This is a genomic window from Pseudomonas sp. PMCC200344 (genome assembly GCF_030053095.1).
In the GTDB taxonomy this organism is placed as follows: domain Bacteria; phylum Pseudomonadota; class Gammaproteobacteria; order Pseudomonadales; family Pseudomonadaceae; genus Aquipseudomonas; species Aquipseudomonas svalbardensis.
On the sequence record NZ_CP125618.1, the window covers coordinates 1,040,948 to 1,059,657 of the forward strand.

Genomic DNA, 18,710 nt, shown 5'->3' on the forward strand with positions numbered 1-18,710 from the left:
CGTCAGTGTGACGGTGGGATGATGAATTTGTGACCGGATCAGCGCTGGACCACCAGGTTTTCCGCGCCGCGTTCACGCACCCAGAACAAGGTCGCACCCGCCACGGCGGCCGGCATCATCAGGATGTTGACCACCGGAATCAGCAGTACCAGATAAACACTGCCGCCGAAACTCATGCTCTGCCAGCGCTTCTCGCGCAGCCAGGCGAGCATCTCGTTCCAGCCGAGTTTGTGGTTATCCGCCGGGTAGTCGATGTACTGGATCGCCATCATCCACACCCCGAACAGCAGCCACAGTGGCGCAGCGATGATGTTCACCACCGGAATGAACGAGAGGATGAACAACCCGATGGCGCGTGGCAGGAAGTAGCCGAGTTTGCGCATCTCCCGGGCCAGGGTGCGGGGGATCATTTCGATCAGTTCGCCCCAGCTGAAGGACGGGAAGTCGTCAGTGCCACGCACCACGACTTCGACTTTTTCCGCGAGGAAGCCGTTGAATGGCGCAGCGATGACGTTGGCCAGCATGGTGAAGGTGAAGAACACCATCAACACCACCAGCACCACGAACAACGGCCAGAGAACATAATTGAGAAAACTTAGCCAGTCGGGCAGGGACGGCATCAACGTATCGACCCACAGGCTGAATTGATGGCTGGCCAGGTAGATCAATCCGACGAACAGCACCAGGTTGATCACCAGCGGCAACAGCACAAACAAACGCAGGCTTGGGCTCAGGACCAGCTTGAGGCCTTCGCGCAGGTATTGCGGGCCGGACAGAACGGGGGCGGGCATAACGTGCTCCGAGCAAAGGGGAAACGCGCCGACCTTACCGGCTTTGCCTGACAGGCGAAAGCGCGGTAGCAGCATCGACATTAACTGTAACAAAGGCGCCTATGTATCCATCGTGAGGGGATAGAGACCGCCTATGAGCTGGATTGTTAAACCGTATTTCCTTAATCTTCGCCCCCTCGATACGCTGCACCCCATACTTTTTACAGGACTGTCGAGCTCAAGCCTTCCCCAAGTGCTTTCAACGGTCCTTTTTTATTCCCGCCGGCAACCCGGCGTTCCGCGCCAGATGTTTCGGGCCGGTCAACAGGAGCAGGTCATGTCTGAAGTCCGTCATTCGCGAGTGATTATTCTCGGTTCCGGCCCTGCCGGTTACAGCGCCGCGGTCTATGCCGCCCGTGCCAACCTCAAGCCACTGCTGATCACCGGCATGCAAGCCGGCGGTCAACTGACCACCACCACAGAAGTCGACAACTGGCCTGGCGACGTCCACGGTCTGACCGGCCCGGCGCTGATGGACCGCATGAAAGAGCACGCCGAGCGCTTTGAAACCGAAATCGTCTTCGATCACATCAATGCCGTGGACTTCGCTGCCAAGCCGTACACCCTGACCGGCGACAGCGCGACTTACACCTGCGACGCCCTGATCATCGCCACCGGCGCCAGCGCTCGTTACCTGGGCCTGCCGTCGGAAGAAGCGTTCATGGGCAAAGGCGTTTCGGCCTGCGCAACCTGCGACGGTTTCTTCTACCGCAACAAGCCAGTGGCCGTGGTCGGTGGCGGTAATACCGCCGTTGAAGAGGCGCTGTACCTGGCCAACATCGCCAGCAAAGTGACCTTGATCCACCGTCGCGAAACCTTCCGCGCCGAGAAAATCCTGATCGACAAGCTGAATGCCCGGGTTGCCGAAGGCAAAATCGTCTTGAAGCTGAACTCGACTCTGGACGAAGTCCTGGGCGACAACATGGGCGTGACCGGTGCCCGCCTGAAGAACAACGACGGTAGCTTCGACGAGCTGACAGTCGACGGCGTGTTCATCGCCATCGGCCACACCCCGAACACTTCGCTGTTCGAAGGTCAGTTGACGTTGAAAGACGGCTACCTGGTTGTGCAGGGCGGCCGTGACGGTAACGCCACTGCCACCAGCCTCGAAGGTATCTTTGCCGCCGGTGACGTGGCTGACCACGTTTACCGTCAGGCCATCACCTCGGCCGGCGCCGGCTGCATGGCGGCACTGGACGCCGAGCGTTACCTCGACGATCTGCAGAACGCTTGATTCTGATTTCGTAGCGATGAAAAAACCGGCCTTGGCCGGTTTTTTTGTGCGCATAAGGTTCTGCTTCAGGTCAATTTCGCGAGGTTCGCCTCAAGGATATCCAACCCTTCTTCCAGCACCGCTGCCTCAGTCGTCAACGGCGCCAGCAGCCGAATGATGTTTCGCGACTTGCCGCTGGGCATCAGCAGCAAGCCCGCGTTTCGCGCCAGCGCCAGCAGCTGCGTCAATTGCGCCGAGGCCGGTGTGCCGTCGGCATTGGTCAGCTCGATGCCGCGCATCGCACCGACGCCGGTCAAGCGGCCCAGATACGGCGACAGCTTGCTGGCGCGCCAGGCCTCGTAGCGGCTGACGATGGCTTCTTCCTGTTGCGAGCCCCAGGCGTGCAGGTTCGCATCGGTCATCTCGTCCAGGGTTGCCAGTGCCGCGGCGCAGGCAATCGGGTTGCCTGAATAGGTGCCGCCCAGTCCGCCCTTGGGCAAGGTGTCGAGCAGCGACTTGCGCCCGACCACCGCACCCAGTGGTACGCCGCCGGCGATGCTTTTAGCGAGCAGGATCAGATCGGGTTCAATGCCCAGTCGCGAGAAGGCAAAGCGCTGGCCGGTGCGACCGAAGCCGGACTGGATTTCATCAGCGATCAGCAGGATGTTTTTTTCATCACAGAAGCGACGTAGCGCCTGGGCGAACTCCACGTCCAGCGTCAGGAAGCCCGATTCGCCCTGCACCGGTTCGACGATAAAACAGGCGACGTCATCGACGTCGATCTCGACGCTGAAAAGGCGGTCCATGGCTTTCAGGGCCTCCGCGCAGGTCACGCCGTTGTCCTTGCTCGGGAAGGGCAGGTGATAAACCGGACCCGGCAGCACGCCGACTTTCTGTTTGTAGGGCGCGACTTTGCCGTTGAGGTTGAGCGTGGCGAGTGTGCGGCCGTGGAAGGCGCCGTCGAAGGCGATGACGGCCGTGCGACCGGTGGCGCCACGCACGATCTTCAGGGCGTTTTCCGCCGCTTCCGCACCGCTGTTGGTGAGCATGCCGCTGACCGGGTAGTTCACCGGAATAAACGCGGTGAGACGATCCATCAGTTCGATGTAGGGCGCATGCGGAGCGGCGTTGAACGCGTAGTGGGTCAGCCGGGTGGCTTGTTCGCGAATGGCCTGGACGATGCGCGGATGGCAATGGCCGAGGTTCAAAACACCGATGCCGCCGACGAAGTCGATGTAGCGTTTGCCATCGGTGTCCCAGACCTCGGCATTTTTGCCGTGGCTGAGTGTGACGGGATGAACGATGTTGATCGACTGGCTGATGGTTTCGCTGCTCATGGATACCTGACTCAGAAGAAGGGATGCTTCTTTTTATCTAAGCCGTGAGCAGCGGTGCCCGGCAAACGAAATAAAGTTGCCGGGTCAATCTTAAAAGTCGGGATGTGCTTGGTGGGCGTTGGGTCAGCGGCGAGTCAGCGGTTGCTGCGAAAACTTCACGCCGGCCAACCCATGAGCAATCAACGCGCGGATATTGCCGTGATCGCTGTCTTCAGGCGTGGCCACCACCGAACGATAATGCTCGCCAAACGCTAACAGCGCTTCTTCATCGCTCAGACCTTCCAGCAGCGCCAGACCCAATGTCTTGCACGAACCTTCGTTCTGCCCGGCTGCGTTTTCCACGCCGCCATTGTTGAAAGCCTGAGGCTGATAGTCGTAGCCGGCGGCGATGAAGGCCAGGGTGTCGGCAAAAACGTGTTCGCCGCTCTTGAGGCTGGTGCGCAGGGCGTTCAAATCACTCATTGGGTTTTCCTTTGGCGAACGCCGCTTGTTGTTCGGCGTTGGCTTCTTGCTGGTATTGGGCTTTCCACTCGGCGTACGGCATGCCGTAAACCACTTCGCGGGCGTCGTCGAGGCTGACCTCGATCTGGCGTTCATCGGCAGCGGCCTTGTACCACTTGGACAGGCAGTTGCGGCAGAAACCGGAGAGGTTCATCAGGTCGATGTTCTGCACATCCTTGCGGCTGTCCAGGTGTGCGACCAGCCGGCGAAAGGCGGCGGCTTCGAGTTCCAGGCGTTGTTGATCGGTCATGGCGGGCTCTGTGCAATCAAATCGTGCGCGGATGATAAAAGTCTGACGAGCAATGTGCCAGACGGTCAGCGGCTCGCGGCCAGGGTAATAGACACCGACTCGGCGAATCGCAGGGCGTGGGGCTTGTCGACTTCGACCTCGGCGTACAACACCGACTCGTTGGCCATGACCAGATCGAGAATTTCCTGAGTCAGGCGCTCGAGGAGGGCGAAGCGATTGCCTTCCACGTGGGCGATGATCGCCTTGGTGATGGTGCGGTAGTTCAGCGCGTGATCGATATCGTTGTCACGCACCGCTTCCTGAGCGGCATACAGGATGGTCAGGTTGATCAGCACATCCTGCTTGTTGAGGATTTCATCCTCGTTGATCCCGATGAAGGTCCGCAGGCACAGGTCCTTGACCCGGATGCGTGCCGTTCCTGGTTGAAGTTGTGGCATTGCTACTTGCTCCGTCCAATCAATTGCAGGAACTCCTGGCGGGTGTTGCTCGACTCGCGGAAGGCGCCGAGCATCACCGAGGTGTTCATGGTCGAATTCTGTTTCTCGACGCCGCGCATCATCATGCACATGTGCTTGGCTTCGATGACCACCGCGACGCCCGCCGCACCGGTCACTTGCTGCACCGCGTCGGCGATTTGCCGAGTGAGGTTTTCCTGGATTTGCAGGCGACGGGCGAACATGTCCACCAGTCGTGCAATCTTCGACAAGCCCAGCACCTTACCCGTTGGAATATAAGCCACATGCGCCTTGCCGATGAAGGGCAGCATGTGATGTTCGCAGAGCGAGTACAGCTCGATGTTGTCGACGATGATCATTTCATCGTTATCGGAAGCGAACAGCGCGCCGTTGACGATCTCTTCGACACTTTGCTCATAACCATGGCAGAGGTACTGCATGGCTTTTGCCGCGCGAACCGGGGTGTCTTGCAGACCCTCGCGGTCGGGGTTTTCACCGAGGCCGATGAGGATCTCGCGATAGCTTTGGGACAGGGCGTTCTGGGGCAGGGATAACGTCATGGAACATCCTCGCGGGGGCCGCTTATTTGATGTGCCGTCCGCCGTTGACGGTCAGGGTCGTGCCGGTGACATAAGGGTTGTCGAGTAAATAGCGCAAGCTCTGGTAGATCACTTCGCAGCCGGGTTCGATACCCAACGCGGACTTGGCCAGTGCCTTGGCGCGGTACGCCGCGTCGTCGTCGGGGTTGAACATTAACAGGGCTGGCGCGATACCGTTGACCTTGATTGTCGGCGCGTATTTCGCGGCGAAGGACAGGGTGAGGCTGTCGAGCCCGGCTTTGCTGGCGCAGTAGCCAATGTGCTTGCTGCTGCCCTTGCGGGTCACGTCGTCGCTGATGTGCACGATGTCGGCGGGGCTTGAGCGTTGCAGCAAGTCGGCACAATGCAGATTGATCAGGTAGGGCGCCAGCATGTGGACGTTGAACATGCGCGTGAAGGCTGCGGCGTCGGTGTCCGGGGTTTCGGCCAGCCATTCGGAGGCGTTATGGACAATCGCCCGCAAGCTGTCGGTGTGGTTTTTCAGTTCGCTGATGAACGCGAAGATTCCGGCTTCAGTGGAGAAGTCGGCAAACACCGCGGTCGCTCCCAGGTCGCGCAGGGTTTGCACGCCGGGGCGTTCACTGCGGTAGCTGAAGATCACCGGCTGGCCATCCTCGAGCAAACGCTGCGCGCAGTGCAGACCAACACGTTGGCCGGCACCGGTGATGAGGATTGGAGCTACGAAAGAGGTCATGAACGGCTCGCGTCGCGGTAAGAGCAAAACTATACCAGCGACGAGAGGCGTACACCTATTGTGGTAGCAGGCTTAGCGATTCTGCGTTGAGGGCTCGGCTGGCAGCGGCCGTTGCGGCGAGGTGTTCAGCCAACTGGCCAGCAGGCGGGTCGACAGCGGAATGAAGAAGTAGACCATCAGCGGGGTCAGGCACAAGGTGCTGATGAGCGCCCGGCTCAGTAGACCCATGTCGCTCAGCAACGGCCCGAGGACAAAGTTGAACAGCAGGGAAACCGGAAAGAATGCCAACCAGATCGCCACGGCCTGTTTCCAGCGTGGTGGGCGCTGGCCGGACGCGCCGAACCAGCCTTCGATGCCGCTGACCCGATGTTCTGTTGGATGGGCAAACAGATCGCTGCCGCGGGCCAGCCATGCGGTACGCGAAGCTGAATGCTCCCAGGCGTGCATGGTTTGCTCGTTGGCAAAGCGAAAAATAATCTGGAATTCGTTATCGCCGGGCGGCGGAGCGAGCACGCCAGAGCCGAGATAACCGGGAAAATCGGTGGCCAGTTGTTCGCCTTCGCGTAACCAGGCGATCAGGTCCTGATAGCGCCCATCGGCGACGCGGCGCGCAACCATCAGCGTGACGGGTGAGGTAGACATTGTGCATCTCCGTATAACAATCGCGTCGCTCCGGGTAGGAGTTTCGCCAGGCGCAGCGCCGGGGTGGTGGGCTGCGTCTTGGAACAAGCAAGGACTATTCCTGATTCTGCCTGGAACGTCAGTGGTATTCGTCGCCATCAACGTCTTGTAGGGTGTGGGGGCAGGGGAGGTAGAATGGGATCCAATTTATACATGGACATAGAATTATAAAATGCCTGTCCTGACTGACGTTGTCCCTGGATTGCAGCCCGGTCTTCCTCTCGAGCAGGAGGAACTGTTTCCGATACGCGAAGTGGCGCGCCTGACCGGGGTCAACCCGGTCACGCTACGTGCATGGGAACGCCGCTATGGGCTGATACAGCCCGCGCGCACCGAAAGTGGGCACAGACTGTATTCGATGACCGATATCGATCGGGTTCGCAGCATCCTTGGCTGGATCGAACGCGGCGTTGCTGTCAGTAAAGTCGGCAAGATCCTGGCCAGGATTGCACCGCTTCAGGCCCTGTCGCACATCATCCCGAATGAACTCGTACACGCTGACTACACGCAGTGGCAGCAACAAATTCAGGTGGCGATGAATGCCTTTGACGAGGTTCAACTGGAGCAGGTCTATGGACAGATCTTTTCCAGTTATCCCCTGACTGTCGTGTTTCAGGACATTCTGCTTCCACTCTGGAAGCAATTGCTGCAGCGCCATGAAGCGTTCGGTCAGGCCAGCGAGTGGCTTTTCCTGGATGGTTTTCTGCGCTCTCGAGTGTTGCAACGCCTGCTGCTGGTGCGTGTCCTGCAGCCGCGACGGGTGATTGTCTGCGCCCTGAACGATCAGTGTCGTGAACTCGAAGTGCTGGTAACGGCGCTGTTTCTGAGCAGTATCGATTCGGCTATTCAAGTGTTGGCTATCGGTCAGCCATTCGACGAATTGACTCTGGTCTGCGAGCGGATCAAGCCCCAGGCGCTGGTGCTGTTCTCCAATCACGCGCCTGCGCCCGAGTTGCCACGGCGATTGAAGCGCCTGGCCTTGAGCCTGGATTGTCAGTTGATGCTGGCGGGGGATGCGTCCGATCTGGTGCAGGAAAGCCTGGCTGGATCGTCGATTGGATGTCTGGGTAACGAAGGATTGGTCATGCGTCAGCGTTTGAAACAGTTCCTGACAGGCAACCTGGACACTTGAATCAGAGATGCATGGCCGGATGCGTCAGCCGATGCTGTTGAAGGATGTACTGGCGCATACGCTCGGTTTCGTCCTTGTCACCCTGATTCAACTGATAGGCAAAGAAGCCGTTCTTGGTTTCTTTCTCGAAGGTGCCGCGCAATGCGATGCGCTCGTAGCCAGACGGGCTGAACCACAAGGCGAAATGTTTGGGCGGTTTGGTCTTGTTGCGAACTTCCAGCAAGACCCCTTTGAACGATACTTCGTGCACCCACATCGTACCGGGCTGGCCATTGGCATTCTCCAGCGCTACCGGTTCTTCGAGTACCAGGCGCCATGGCCGGACCATCGGTCCGTCTTCATAGATGCTGGGGACGCCGAGGCGTAAATGCATTGCGTGAAATTCGTCTTCCACCAGGTGCAGCGGGAAGGTCATTTGCTGATTTTCGAAGTTGGCCTGGATGGTGACTTGCTCATGAGCGGCAAGGCGCGTGAGCAGGTCACGGATCTGTGAACCACCGTTGACGAGCAGGCTCGACGTCGCATCCCGCACATTGAGTTGCGGGTTGTGTTGCATTGTCTGGATAAAATCCAGCTCATCCTGAGTCAGGAGTGCGTCGCGTTGCATGATCCGCTCGACAGAAATAGTTACAAAGTCACTGGTGATTGTAGTTAATGACAATCAATTCTTCGTTTTGTTTTCGCCGTTCGTCGTTTTTAGTGCGGCAAGCTCGGCCTGGACCTCGGCCAATTGCGCCTCCAACTGCGCGACTCGCTGCTGCGCCTTGACCTGAAGGGTGACGTCTTTCTGCACACCGATGAAATAAGTCTGTCCGTCATCCGGGTTCTTCACCGTCGAAAGGGACAGCTCGTTCCAGAACGGCGTGCCGTCCTTGCGGTAATTCCTGAGGATTTCCCGGCAAGCCCGGCCACTGCTCAAGGCCTCGCGAATCAACGGGAGAGCTTCCTGGTCGCGGTCCCCGGACTGAAGAAAACGGCAATCCTGGTAGAGGATTTCCTCGCTGGTGTAACCCGTCAGGCGTTCGAATGCCGGGTTGACGTAAATCAGGATGTTGTCCTGCTCGCCTTCCTTTTCGGCAATCACGATGCCGTCGTTGGAAGCGTTGATCACCATTTGCAGCAGTTGGGCGTTAATCATCGGAGAGTCCTTTCCAATTTGATGGTGGGATGCATTCTAAAAGAACACTGAGAACTTTCTACTGGCCACCAGCGTTAATTGAGAGTCAATCGCAGCTTTTTTGCCACGGCTGTTAATATCCCCCGTCTTTTTACTCAGCTTCAGGATCAGATTGATGAAAGTCGCCATCCTTTCCGGCTCGGTGTACGGCACGGCTGAAGAAGTCGCCCGCCACGCCGCAAATATTTTAAAAGCTGCGGGTTTCGAAACCTGGCACAACCCGCGTGCAAGCCTCGCCGATGTTCAGGCCTTTGGTCCCGAAGCCTTCCTGGCGGTGACCTCGACCACCGGCATGGGCGAGTTGCCTGACAACCTGCAACCGCTGTATTTCGCAATTCGCGATCAGTTGCCTGCTGCCTGGCGTGGCTTGCCGGGCGCCGTGATTGGCCTGGGCGATGCGAGCTACGGCGATACGTTCTGCGGTGGCGGCGAGTTGATGCGCGAATTGTTTGGCGAACTGGGCCTACGCGAAGTCCTGCCCATGTTGCGCCTGGACGCCAGCGAAAGCGTGACGCCGGAAACCGACGCCGAGCCTTGGCTGGCGGAGTTGGTCAGCGCTCTGCGGGGCTGACCGGACGCTCGCGCAGCAAGGCGAGCCAGGCTTGCGCGGCCTTTGACAGGTACGCGCCCTGACGCCAGATGAAGGCGATGTCCCAACGCAGATAGCTCGGCGCGTTCAAGGTCAGACGCACCACGCCTGGCCGCACCAGCCCGCGAGCCACCACGCGGGGCAACAACACCACACCTTGGCCGGCGGCCACTAGCGCCGCGAGAAAATCCGCCTGGCCGCTGCGGCCGCTTTCCTTGGGCGTAAATCCCAGCTGCTTGCAGGCTTGTAGCAAACGGTCGTTGAGCACGAAGCTGCGCTGATACAGCAGGAATGGCGTGTCGGCCAATTCCTCAAGCCCAATCTCAGTCTTCGACGCCAGCGAATGATCGGCCGGCAGCAGGGCGTCCAGCGGTTCATCGCAGAAAGGCTGGAAGGCGAACTGCGGGTCCTTCGTCAACAGGCTGCCACCCAGTTCCAGCTCTCCACTCAAAACAGCCTGTTCGATGTTCAGGCTGCCGCCCTCAAGCAATTGAATGCTGATGTTGGGGTAGCGTCGCCGGTATTCAGCGAACAGTCCGGCGAACAACGCGTCACTGCCCAGTAGCGGCAAACCCAGACGCAATTCCCCGCGGGCCAGTTGGCTCAAGTCATCCAGCTCACTGAGCAGTTCGTTGCGCAACCGCAACATGCCTTCGGCCCGTTGCAGAACCACGCTGCCGGCGGCGGTCAGACGCAGCTGTGAACCCAGTCGTTCGAGCAGTGGTGTACCGAGGCTCTGCTCCAATTGGGCGACCTGCTTGCTCACCGCCGATTGACTGATGTGCAAGGTCTTGGCGGCCTGAGTAAAACCACCCTGATGCATGACCTCGACGAAGCTGCGTAGCTGTTTGAATTCCATCTGCCTGATTCCATTTTGGAATGACTGCGAGTCTAACAATTCGCTTCGGCTATGGCAGCCCGCTCCGTAAAATGAGCACCTGGGAGGACCGAAGACATGAACGCATCAACCTTAAAAAGCTTGGCTCGACTGGCGACCGAATTAGCCGTGCTACTGGCCATCTATCTGCTCGGCTGCCAGATGGCCGTGTGGTTTTCCTGGCCGATTCCCGGTGGTGTCATCGGCATGGTGCTGTTGCTGCTGGCGTTCGCTTTGGGTGTGGTCAAACCGGCGGCGCTGCAAATGGGCGCCGGCCTGTTGATGGCCGAGATGCTGTTGTTCTTCATTCCGGCGCTCATGAGCCTGCTCGATTACGGCGGTCTGCTGCGCAGCGACGGTTGGCGAATTTTGCTGGTGATCGGCGTCAGCACGCTGATGGTGATGCTGGTGACCGCATTTACCGTGGAACTGGTGGTGCGGTTGAGGAGGTCTCGTGAAGCTTGAGCTGATGCCGATGTTCTGGCTGGCCTTCACGCTGCTGGCCTATTTGTTCAGCCGTTGGATCTACCGACGCTCTGGGCACTATGTGCTGTCGCCACTGATTCTGGTCCCGGCGCTTTTGTTGGCTCTCGCCGTGCCGCTGCACACCGCGTATGCCGAATATTCGAGCAACACCCATTGGCTGATGTTGGTGCTGGGGCCGGTTACCGTCGCTTTTGCAGTACCGATCTGGCAGCAGCGGCAGATGCTGATGCGGCATTGGTCGGCGTTGTTGCTTGGGATGCTGGCGGGCAGCGTGGCGTCCATCGGCAGTTCGTTCGGGCTAGCCAAGGCGCTGGCGCTGGACAGTTCGGTGACGATGTCGCTGGTGCCACGTTCGATCACCACGCCTTTTGCCATGCCGCTGGCCCAGGACCTCGGCGGCGTACCGGAACTGACGGCGGTGTTTGTGATGTTCACCGGGGTGTTCGGGGCGATGCTCGGCGGCATTCTGCTCAAGTGGTTGCCCCTGCGCAGCGCCTTGGCTCGAGGGGCCTTGTATGGCGTCGGCGCGCACGGTGCAGGGGTCAGTCGGGCGCATGAAGTGGGGGGTGAAGAGGGCTCGGTGGCGGGGTTAGTCATGGTTCTGACGGGGTTGCTGAATCTGTTCGCCGCACCATTGTTGGCGGCAGTACTTTGACATGGATCCACGTTCGTTGGGGTACTGACTCGCTAGGCCATCAAGCTGGCTGCCAATGCAACTACACGATCCCCGGGGCGTGACTAGACTGTTGTAACGTCGGTAAACAATAGAAACCCCAAGAATAAAAATCAGAGGTTCCTTGCCGTGAACGTAGCCCCCGTCCAATCGCCACACAGTGTCAAAGATCAGGTCAGCGCCGCTGAGTGGCAGACCCGCGTCGATCTTGCCGCCTGCTATCGTCTGGTCGCCCTGCATGGCTGGGATGACCTGATTTTTACCCACATCTCGGCCAAGGTCCCCGGTACCGAAGACTTTCTGATCAACCCGTTCGGGCTGATGTTCCATGAGATTACCGCGTCGAGCCTGGTCAAGGTCGATCAGGCCGGCAACAAGCTGATGGACAGCCCCTACGAGATCAATCCGGCGGGTTACACCATCCATAGTGCGGTTCACGAGGTTCGTCACGATGTCGTCTGCGTGCTGCATACCCATACGGCGGCGGGTGTCGCGGTGTCGGCGCAGAAACAAGGCATTTTGCCGATCAGCCAACAATCATTGTTTGTCTTGTCCAGCCTGGCTTATCACGCCTACGAAGGTGTTGCGCTTAACCATGAAGAGAAGGCGCGACTGCAAGCCGACCTCGGCGAAAACAATTTCCTGATGCTGCACAACCACGGTCTGCTGACCTGCGGCGCGACCATCGCCGACACGTTCCTGATGATGTTTACCTTCCAGCGCGCCTGCGATATCCAGGTGCTGGCGCAGAACGGTGGCGCCGAGTTGATCGCCATCGAACCGCAGATTCTGGCAGGCGCCAAGGCAATGATCGCCGGCGTCACCAAAAGTGCTCAAGGGATGGGCGGCGCACTGGCCTGGCCAGCGCTGCTGCGCAAACTCGATAAACAAGACGCGGGTTATAAACTCTAATGGCACTCGCCGAGATTCCCCTGTGTGTCTGGCGCAAACGCGGCCAGACGTTCGTATTCCGTGGCCAGACCATCCGTTACTGGACGGCCGGGCAGGGTGAACCACTGTTGCTCATTCACGGCTTCCCGACCGCCAGTTGGGACTGGCACTTCCTGTGGCAGCCGCTGACCCAGCGCTATCGGGTGATTGCCTGCGACATGCTCGGCTTTGGCGACTCCGCCAAACCGGTGAATCGCGAATACAGCCTGCTGGAGCAGGCCGATCTGCAACAGGCCTTGCTGGCACACCTGGGAGTCGAGCAGCCGGTGCACCTGTTGGCCCACGATTATGGCGACAGCGTGGCCCAGGAACTGTTGGCCCGGCATTACGAAGCGCGCATCCATATCGCCAGTTGTGTGTTCCTTAATGGCGGCCTCTTTCCTGAAACCCATCGCCCGATACTGATGCAAAAACTTCTGCTCAGCCCCTTGGGCTGGATGATCGGGCGAGCCTTTTCCCGTGACGGTCTGGTGAAGAGTTTCCGGCAGATTTTCGGTCCGCAAAGTCGCCCCACAGAGAGCGAGATGGATGATTTCTGGAGCTTGATCGAGAGCAATCAAGGGCCACGGATCATGCACAAATTGATCGCCTACATCCCTGAGCGGCGTGCCCAGCGCGAGCGTTGGGTCAGCGCGATGCAGCGTGGTGAAGTGCCGTTGCGGGTGATCGATGGTGAGGTCGATCCGATCTCGGGCGCGCACATGGTCGAGCGTTATCGGGAACTGATCCCGAACCCGGACACGGTCTTGTTGCCCGGTATTGGCCACTACCCTCAGACCGAGGCGCCGGGACAGGTGCTCAAGCACTATCTGGAGTTTCGCGATCAGCTGGTTTCACCGCCGCGCAAGGCCGCCTGCTCCTGATTATCCCCCTGCCTTATCGCGTACCATTCAGCCTCACCCCAGTTCATTGTGACCCGCATCGCCGTGCCTGACACTCGGACTCATTGTCCCCTGGCCTGCTGGAGTCCCCCAATGAATGAGTCTGTGCGCTTCGAAGATAAAGTCGTGATTATCACGGGTGCAGGCGGTGGCCTGGGCCGGGCCCACGCGCTGCTGTTCGCCAAACAGGGCGCCAAAGTGCTGGTCAACGATCTCGGCGGCTCGACTCAGGGCGAAGGCGCAAACGCTTCGGCGGCCGACCGGGTGGTGGCCGAAATTCGTGAGGCCGGTGGCATCGCCGAGGCCAACCATGACTCCGTCACCGACGGCGACAAAATCGTTCAGAACGCCCTCGATACCTTCGGCCGTGTCGATGTAGTGGTCAACAACGCCGGGATCCTGCGCGACAAAACCTTCCACAAAATGGAAGACGGCGATTGGGACCTGGTTTACCGCGTCCACGTCGAAGGCGCCTACAAAGTCACCCGCGCCGCCTGGCCGTACCTGCGCGAGCAAAATTACGGCCGCATCATCTTCACCGCTTCGACCTCGGGCATTTACGGCAACTTCGGCCAGTCCAACTACGGCATGGCCAAACTCGGACTTTACGGCCTGACCCGCACCCTGGCCATCGAAGGCCGCAAGAACAACATCCTGGTCAACGCCATCGCCCCCACCGGCGGCACCCGCATGACCGAAGGCCTGATCCCGCCGCAAGTCTTCGAACAACTCAAACCGGAACTGGTCAGCCCGCTGGTGGTGTACCTCGCCAGCGAGAACTGCCAGGAAACCTCCGGGCTGTTTGAAGTCGGTGGCGGCTGGATGGGCAAGGTGCGCTGGGAACGAAGTCTCGGCGCGGGGTTTGATCCGCGGATTGGGTTCTCGCCGGAAGATGTGGCGGCGCATTGGCAGCAGATCTGCGACTTCGAAGGCGCGGCGCACCCGCAGGACAACCTTGAAGCGCTGAAGGAAATGATGGCGAATTTGCAGAAGTATTCGATTTAAAGGAAACCAGCAAGGTCACCGTTCTTGACCTGGCTGGTTCTTAATAGTCGGGCCCGACATCTGGTTTGCAGCGGTCTTCAAGGGAAATACTTGTCAACCAATGCCGCCAGATTCGCTGCCGTTTGCGCATCCATGATCCCGTCGTACGTTTCCGGGCGAAAGTGCAGTTGAAAGGCCCGAACAAGGTGTGTGAAGCCTTGTTCGGTTGACGCGCCGGAAACGTCGTACCCGTAGGTCTTGAACAGTTTGAGCAAGTCGCTTCGGGCTGGAATGCCGGTCTCGTTGTATTGCTGCAGATAGGTGTCTCGGGTGGCATCGTCGAACCAGGCACCGACGCCTTTCAAATAAAGGGCATGCCAGGGGAATTTCGGCCCTGGGTCACTCTTGCGGCCGACCGCAATATCCGAGTGCCCCAGAACAAGGGTCGGGCTGATATCCGGGTAACGTTCAAGGATGTTCAGCGCCAGCTCTTCAATGGCGGCAATTTGTTTTGGCTGATACGGCGGAAAGTTGAAAACCCCTTGGCTAAACGTTGCAAGGTTGACGATTTCAACGCCGATAGACGTGTCGTTCAGATTGCTTTGGTTGCCCCAGGTACTGACGCCCGCATGCCACGCACGTTTGGATTCGTCGACGAGATTGAACACTTCCTGCCCGGTATAACCTGCTTTCAAGTAGCTCGGATCGGTAATGTCGGGAACCAGATAGTGGGCACTGACATTCGGGCCGGTCAGTGCGTTGACCGAACTGGAGAAGTTGCCGGCTGTGTAGTGGAAAATCAGAAAGCGTACGCGGGTGTTGAAGCTTTTAGTGGCGCGGTATTTGTTGTAGTCAATGGGTCTCATGAATAGATTGCTCGCAATGAATTAGGTTAGTGTCAGCGCGCCATTGCAAATGAATGGCTGACTTGTTATTAACCTTAATCGTTGGGGCGGTTCGTATGATTACAGAACGATGTAGTCGATTTCCGAGAAGCGTGTAGGTGGTAGACAGTCTCTCACTGGTTCGCATGAATACTGGCTGCGAATGGACAGTATAAGAAGCAAGCACGAATGCTTGCTTCTTTGTTTGGATTACTGCGCTTCAGGTTTGAAGCCTGGTTTGCCGTTGGCTGCTCGCCAGGTTTTAATGGCGTTTAACGCGCCCGTTGGGCTGTCTTCAACACCATCTGCTGGGTAATATAAAATATCAGTGCCGTTTGGGTGTTCTGAAGTATCTACGATGTTGTCAACAATTGCGTCGTGCTCTTTCTCCGATGAGTAATCGCCTTCAAATAACCTGTTTATGAGGCTTAGGTATTCGGTTTCTGTGTATTCTTCGAATTTATTTTTTAATTTCATTTTTACATTTCTCCCTTTTTTGAATGGGCTTCGATGTGCTGCTTTGGTGTTAGTACACGAAGATTATCTATGTCGTAGACCGAGCCGCCTTCATTGATTGGCTTAACGTGGTGAATTTCAAATTTTTTACGTGCACCAACTTGATCCGAAAACAGAGCAGCCGGTGATAGCCCATTTCTAATATCAAGCTTGTTGACTTCGGTAAATTGATCAATCAGAAATTCGTCATTTGCCACGGCCTTCCAAAATACTCTGCGAAACGCTTTAAAACTCGAAAACTCCCGTCCTCGAAATTTATCCGCAATCTGCATCGGAATCGGCGCTCCTTCTCCCGTCGAGGCTGCACCCAACCAGTTTCCGGAAACTGGTTGTCCGGCGCCACTGGCAACACCGGGATCCTGTCGCCGATCCCTGAACATCGTGAATGTCGGAGGGATGCCGGACTCGATCGGAAAGACGGTGATGAAGCCACCAAATCCGTAGAGATCCAGCTCTGGAAACGGATCGATTCGCCCTGTGTCGGGGGTGACGGTAGCGCCTTCATAGATCGGCAGGTCAGTGTCGATCAGCGGAAATTCCGTTGAAGGATCCTGCGGTTCTACCAGCGGCGTCCAGGTGATGACGGGACCGTTGGAGACGGTGCTGCCGGAAACATAGACATTCTTGCGCGCGTCAAAGTGAGCAAGCTTTACGGGCACGCTGGCGGGTACTGTCACTCCGTCAGTGGTAACAACAACGATCTCTACCCTGTTGCCTATCGTCCTCGAGCCGAGTCTCACCGGCAGGTCGATTTCCCCTCCGACGGCTGCCAGTTCATACAGGTCGGCAGTTGAATCAGGAGCGAGTTCTGACAGCGGAACACTGACAGAGAAAAGATCACCATTACCCAGCCTGGAGGGAGCCAATAGAGCGGCGAACCCGACCAGGACCGGCGCTGCTACTGATGCGAGTGCTGCGATAGCCGCGGCTACCGCTGCTCGTAACGCGGTCCTGAGCGCCAAGGACGTCGCTGGACTAACGCCGAATGTTCCGAGTATGCCGGTAAACGTTGGGCCGAATGCCGCCATTGAACCGACATTGGCAAACGAGGGGCTTTGCCACCGAGCCTCTGTTTCCTCTCGCCATTGCGTCAGGAGGCGTGCCTGCTCGGCTTGTCGTTGGGTCTCAGCCTCTGCCGCTAGAAGAGCCTGTTGCCGCTCGCGCTCTTGCGCCTGCTTTTCCTTTTGCTGCCGTATTTTCAGATTCGCCAGTTGAGCTTGGCGTTGAGCCACGGCGGTAGCTGTATCAATGACTTTCCTGCGAGTCTCCCGACTCTGTCTTTCTGTTTGCAGTTGCTTTTGTATCTGCTCGATTCGCTGTTCCATTTCGGCTTGGAGACGAGCTTGCTCAGCTGCGAAATGCTGCGCGGCTGCTTCTGCATTAGCTTCAGCCTCGGCCAGCTCTCTTTTCAATCGAGCGATTCGTGCTTTTTCTTGAGCCTGATTTTGAGCCTGAAAATCAGCTAGCGCTTTAAGTTGTGCCTCTAGGCGTGCCGCATCAGCGATTTCTTTCAGGCGTTGCTGTTCAGCTGCGATCCGGGCGCGCTCGGCAGCTACTCGTTGTGCTTCCTGTTCTGCTGCCAATCGCGCTTGTTCCGCAGCCTGCAAGGCTGTGAGGGTTGTCACTAGATTGCCGTATCGCTGCTCAAGCGAATGGATTGTTTGGGATAACAGCCTTGCGTCATACGCTGCGTTGTAGGACTTGTTCCATGCCAGCATTCCAAGACTGTTTGCATGAAACGGTTTCTCCAGGGTCACACCTTTTTTAAGGATCTCCGGAAAGGGCCTGCCAATTGGGTCGTAGCCGTAATAACTATTGGCTATTGCTGTCTTGTTATCGAACTCGGCCCTCTTGCGTGCCGCCAGTCTGTTAATTACCTCCAGTTCTCGAGCAATTCCCTCAATAGGGGGAACTGGGTTGGTGGGTCCATTCAGTCTTGTCGCGGTAAGCTCGTTCTCAATAATTTGTGGCAGTTGTGTTAGTTGGGCTTGATATTCTTGTTCGGCTGTCGCGATGGTGTGGGTTATTTTTCTTACAACTCGGCCGGCGCCCGGAGGAAACCCGAATGCTCCGCTGTTATAGGTATTAGTAGGAGTTTGAGGTGCAGGGGTAAATCCGGGAGGGGCTACGCCTGTTGTCCAGACAGGCTCGGTCAATACAAAAGGTGGAGGTCTTTGCATATTCATATCCTTGTGAATGTGCTGGATGTCAGAGAAAGTTTGCGAACTTATAGAGAATATTTCGCAAACAACCGTTTTGTGCGGTTTCAAGTTACAGTTAAATTAGAAATCGTGGGTCTGATAAATGTGTGGGCTTTTACATTGAAATTCGACAGAGGTTTCGGATAAATAGGAGTAAGTGCAAAATTATCCACGGTGCATAAAGATGTTTCCTATGCAGGTATGGGAATCTTCTTGTAGGACTGCTTTAAACATCAAAAAGGCAGGAGACGGCGCCACAAAACCATCGCCCATAAAAAAGGCCGCTGCAAACGCAGCGGCCAAAGTAAGACGTTGGATCAAGGAGCAACAAATCAACGTCAGTGAACACGGGGCAATGAATCGAGAAATCTTCAGTTCATCTGAAATCTGTCGCTAATGGCATGGACTGGCCACCGCCATTGCTTCGTGCTTTCCGGCCGTTTTCCGTGAAAGCCCGGCAAGAATAAGGCCTTGAGCCAAAAGGAAAAACAGCGATTCATGACATGCACTGTTGCAGTATCGGCAACAGTTCCGCTCCTCATGGGGGATCTCATTCCTGTAGCAGCTGCCGAAGGCTGCGTTCGGCTGCGCAGCAGTCGTAAACCCTGCCTGCACGGTCATCCTGAAATACCGAGGTGGTTGATTAAACGACTGCTGCGCAGCCGAACGCAGCCTTCGGCAGCTGCTACAGGTTTGCGTTCACAACGCCCTATGCACCTGACTGATAACCCCCCATCCAGCCCATCCATAACCCGCGCAAATCCCCGTTCCATGTGGGCATTCATCCTTAGGAGGTACA

At 57.5% G+C, this 18,710-nt stretch carries 22 protein-coding genes; 8 read left to right on the top strand and 14 right to left on the bottom strand.

Annotated elements, in window-relative coordinates:
• Window positions 1-38 precede the first annotated feature (38 nt).
• Complete coding sequence (gene cysZ / locus QFW87_RS04555; RefSeq protein ID WP_283189915.1) at window positions 39-791, bottom strand: sulfate transporter CysZ; 753 nt, start codon at window positions 789-791, stop codon at window positions 39-41.
• Between the two features lie 316 nt (window positions 792-1,107).
• Between cysZ and trxB the strand changes: the two genes are divergently transcribed.
• On the top strand, window positions 1,108-2,064 hold the full coding sequence (gene trxB, locus QFW87_RS04560) for a thioredoxin-disulfide reductase (RefSeq protein ID WP_008150707.1): 957 nt from the start codon (window positions 1,108-1,110) through the stop codon (window positions 2,062-2,064).
• Between the two features lie 65 nt (window positions 2,065-2,129).
• Here the strand turns inward: trxB and QFW87_RS04565 are convergent, their stop codons facing one another.
• The 7 genes from QFW87_RS04565 to QFW87_RS04595 form a co-directional block, all read right to left on the bottom strand.
• Window positions 2,130-3,380, bottom strand: a complete 1,251-nt coding sequence (locus QFW87_RS04565) for an aspartate aminotransferase family protein (protein ID WP_283182984.1) — start codon at window positions 3,378-3,380, stop codon at window positions 2,130-2,132.
• A gap of 123 nt (window positions 3,381-3,503) precedes the next feature.
• Window positions 3,504-3,842 carry a HopJ type III effector protein gene (locus QFW87_RS04570; RefSeq protein WP_283182985.1) on the bottom strand — a complete coding sequence of 113 codons (339 nt, stop codon included), beginning with the start codon at window positions 3,840-3,842 and terminating at the stop codon, window positions 3,504-3,506.
• Window positions 3,835-4,131 carry a DUF1244 domain-containing protein gene (locus tag QFW87_RS04575; protein ID WP_008150700.1) on the bottom strand — a complete coding sequence of 99 codons (297 nt, stop codon included), beginning with the start codon at window positions 4,129-4,131 and terminating at the stop codon, window positions 3,835-3,837. Before QFW87_RS04575 ends, QFW87_RS04570 begins: the two co-directional genes overlap by 8 nt.
• Before the next feature lie 65 nt (window positions 4,132-4,196).
• Complete coding sequence (gene folX, locus QFW87_RS04580) at window positions 4,197-4,568, bottom strand: dihydroneopterin triphosphate 2'-epimerase (protein ID WP_129438421.1); 372 nt, start codon at window positions 4,566-4,568, stop codon at window positions 4,197-4,199.
• Window positions 4,569-4,570: 2 nt separating this feature from the next.
• Window positions 4,571-5,146, bottom strand: a complete 576-nt coding sequence (gene folE, locus QFW87_RS04585) for a GTP cyclohydrolase I FolE (RefSeq protein ID WP_283182986.1) — start codon at window positions 5,144-5,146, stop codon at window positions 4,571-4,573.
• A 22-nt stretch (window positions 5,147-5,168) separates the two neighbouring features.
• The gene (gene folM / locus QFW87_RS04590; RefSeq protein WP_150658822.1) at window positions 5,169-5,879 is read right to left on the bottom strand and encodes a dihydromonapterin reductase; all 711 of its coding nucleotides are present in this window, start codon (window positions 5,877-5,879) and stop codon (window positions 5,169-5,171) included.
• A 72-nt stretch (window positions 5,880-5,951) separates the two neighbouring features.
• Window positions 5,952-6,521, bottom strand: coding sequence for an antibiotic biosynthesis monooxygenase (locus QFW87_RS04595; protein ID WP_283182987.1), 570 nt, complete (start codon window positions 6,519-6,521; stop codon window positions 5,952-5,954).
• Between the two features lie 211 nt (window positions 6,522-6,732).
• Between QFW87_RS04595 and QFW87_RS04600 the strand changes: the two genes are divergently transcribed.
• Window positions 6,733-7,692 (top strand): MerR family transcriptional regulator, encoded by a 960-nt coding sequence (locus tag QFW87_RS04600; protein WP_283182988.1) that lies wholly within the window; start codon window positions 6,733-6,735, stop codon window positions 7,690-7,692.
• Window position 7,693: 1 nt separating this feature from the next.
• Here QFW87_RS04600 and QFW87_RS04605 read toward each other — a convergent pair whose 3' ends face one another.
• Together QFW87_RS04605 and QFW87_RS04610 are read right to left on the bottom strand one after the other, a co-directional pair.
• The gene (locus QFW87_RS04605; RefSeq protein WP_283189916.1) at window positions 7,694-8,299 is read right to left on the bottom strand and encodes a hypothetical protein; all 606 of its coding nucleotides are present in this window, start codon (window positions 8,297-8,299) and stop codon (window positions 7,694-7,696) included.
• Between the two features lie 54 nt (window positions 8,300-8,353).
• Window positions 8,354-8,830 carry a PAS domain-containing protein gene (locus QFW87_RS04610; RefSeq protein ID WP_283189917.1) on the bottom strand — a complete coding sequence of 159 codons (477 nt, stop codon included), beginning with the start codon at window positions 8,828-8,830 and terminating at the stop codon, window positions 8,354-8,356.
• Window positions 8,831-8,984: 154 nt separating this feature from the next.
• On the opposite strand from QFW87_RS04610, the gene QFW87_RS04615 reads away from it, so the two are divergent.
• On the top strand, window positions 8,985-9,440 hold the full coding sequence (locus tag QFW87_RS04615) for a flavodoxin (RefSeq protein WP_123365302.1): 456 nt from the start codon (window positions 8,985-8,987) through the stop codon (window positions 9,438-9,440).
• Here the strand turns inward: QFW87_RS04615 and QFW87_RS04620 are convergent.
• Window positions 9,421-10,317, bottom strand: a complete 897-nt coding sequence (locus QFW87_RS04620) for a LysR family transcriptional regulator (protein ID WP_283182991.1) — start codon at window positions 10,315-10,317, stop codon at window positions 9,421-9,423. The two genes, QFW87_RS04615 and QFW87_RS04620, sit on opposite strands and share 20 nt — an antisense overlap.
• A 96-nt stretch (window positions 10,318-10,413) precedes the next feature.
• Between QFW87_RS04620 and QFW87_RS04625 the strand changes: the two genes are divergently transcribed.
• The 5 genes from QFW87_RS04625 to QFW87_RS04645 all read left to right on the top strand — a co-directional run bounded on the left by QFW87_RS04625 (window position 10,414) and on the right by QFW87_RS04645 (window position 14,331).
• A complete protein-coding gene (locus tag QFW87_RS04625; protein ID WP_095129416.1) occupies window positions 10,414-10,800 on the top strand; it encodes a CidA/LrgA family protein in 387 nt (128 codons plus the stop codon).
• Window positions 10,790-11,476 carry an LrgB family protein gene (locus tag QFW87_RS04630; protein ID WP_283189918.1) on the top strand — a complete coding sequence of 229 codons (687 nt, stop codon included), beginning with the start codon at window positions 10,790-10,792 and terminating at the stop codon, window positions 11,474-11,476. Before QFW87_RS04625 ends, QFW87_RS04630 begins: the two co-directional genes overlap by 11 nt.
• 147 nt (window positions 11,477-11,623) lie before the next feature.
• Window positions 11,624-12,406 carry a class II aldolase/adducin family protein gene (locus QFW87_RS04635; RefSeq protein ID WP_283182993.1) on the top strand — a complete coding sequence of 261 codons (783 nt, stop codon included), beginning with the start codon at window positions 11,624-11,626 and terminating at the stop codon, window positions 12,404-12,406.
• On the top strand, window positions 12,406-13,308 hold the full coding sequence (locus tag QFW87_RS04640) for an alpha/beta hydrolase (protein WP_283189919.1): 903 nt from the start codon (window positions 12,406-12,408) through the stop codon (window positions 13,306-13,308). The genes QFW87_RS04635 and QFW87_RS04640 overlap by 1 nt, the downstream gene beginning before the upstream one ends.
• Window positions 13,309-13,419: 111 nt before the next feature.
• Window positions 13,420-14,331: an SDR family oxidoreductase gene (locus tag QFW87_RS04645; protein WP_283189920.1), complete on the top strand. Its 912-nt coding sequence runs from the start codon at window positions 13,420-13,422 to the stop codon at window positions 14,329-14,331.
• A gap of 77 nt (window positions 14,332-14,408) precedes the next feature.
• Here QFW87_RS04645 and QFW87_RS04650 read toward each other — a convergent pair whose 3' ends face one another.
• From QFW87_RS04650 to QFW87_RS04660, 3 genes are all read right to left on the bottom strand, one after another.
• On the bottom strand, window positions 14,409-15,176 hold the full coding sequence (locus QFW87_RS04650) for an N-acetylmuramoyl-L-alanine amidase (RefSeq protein WP_283189921.1): 768 nt from the start codon (window positions 15,174-15,176) through the stop codon (window positions 14,409-14,411).
• Window positions 15,177-15,404: 228 nt separating this feature from the next.
• Window positions 15,405-15,671, bottom strand: a complete 267-nt coding sequence (locus QFW87_RS04655; RefSeq protein ID WP_283189922.1) for a bacteriocin immunity protein — start codon at window positions 15,669-15,671, stop codon at window positions 15,405-15,407.
• 2 nt (window positions 15,672-15,673) lie between these two features.
• Window positions 15,674-17,896, bottom strand: a complete 2,223-nt coding sequence (locus QFW87_RS04660) for an S-type pyocin domain-containing protein (protein ID WP_283189923.1) — start codon at window positions 17,894-17,896, stop codon at window positions 15,674-15,676.
• Window positions 17,897-18,710: the final 814 nt, after the last annotated feature.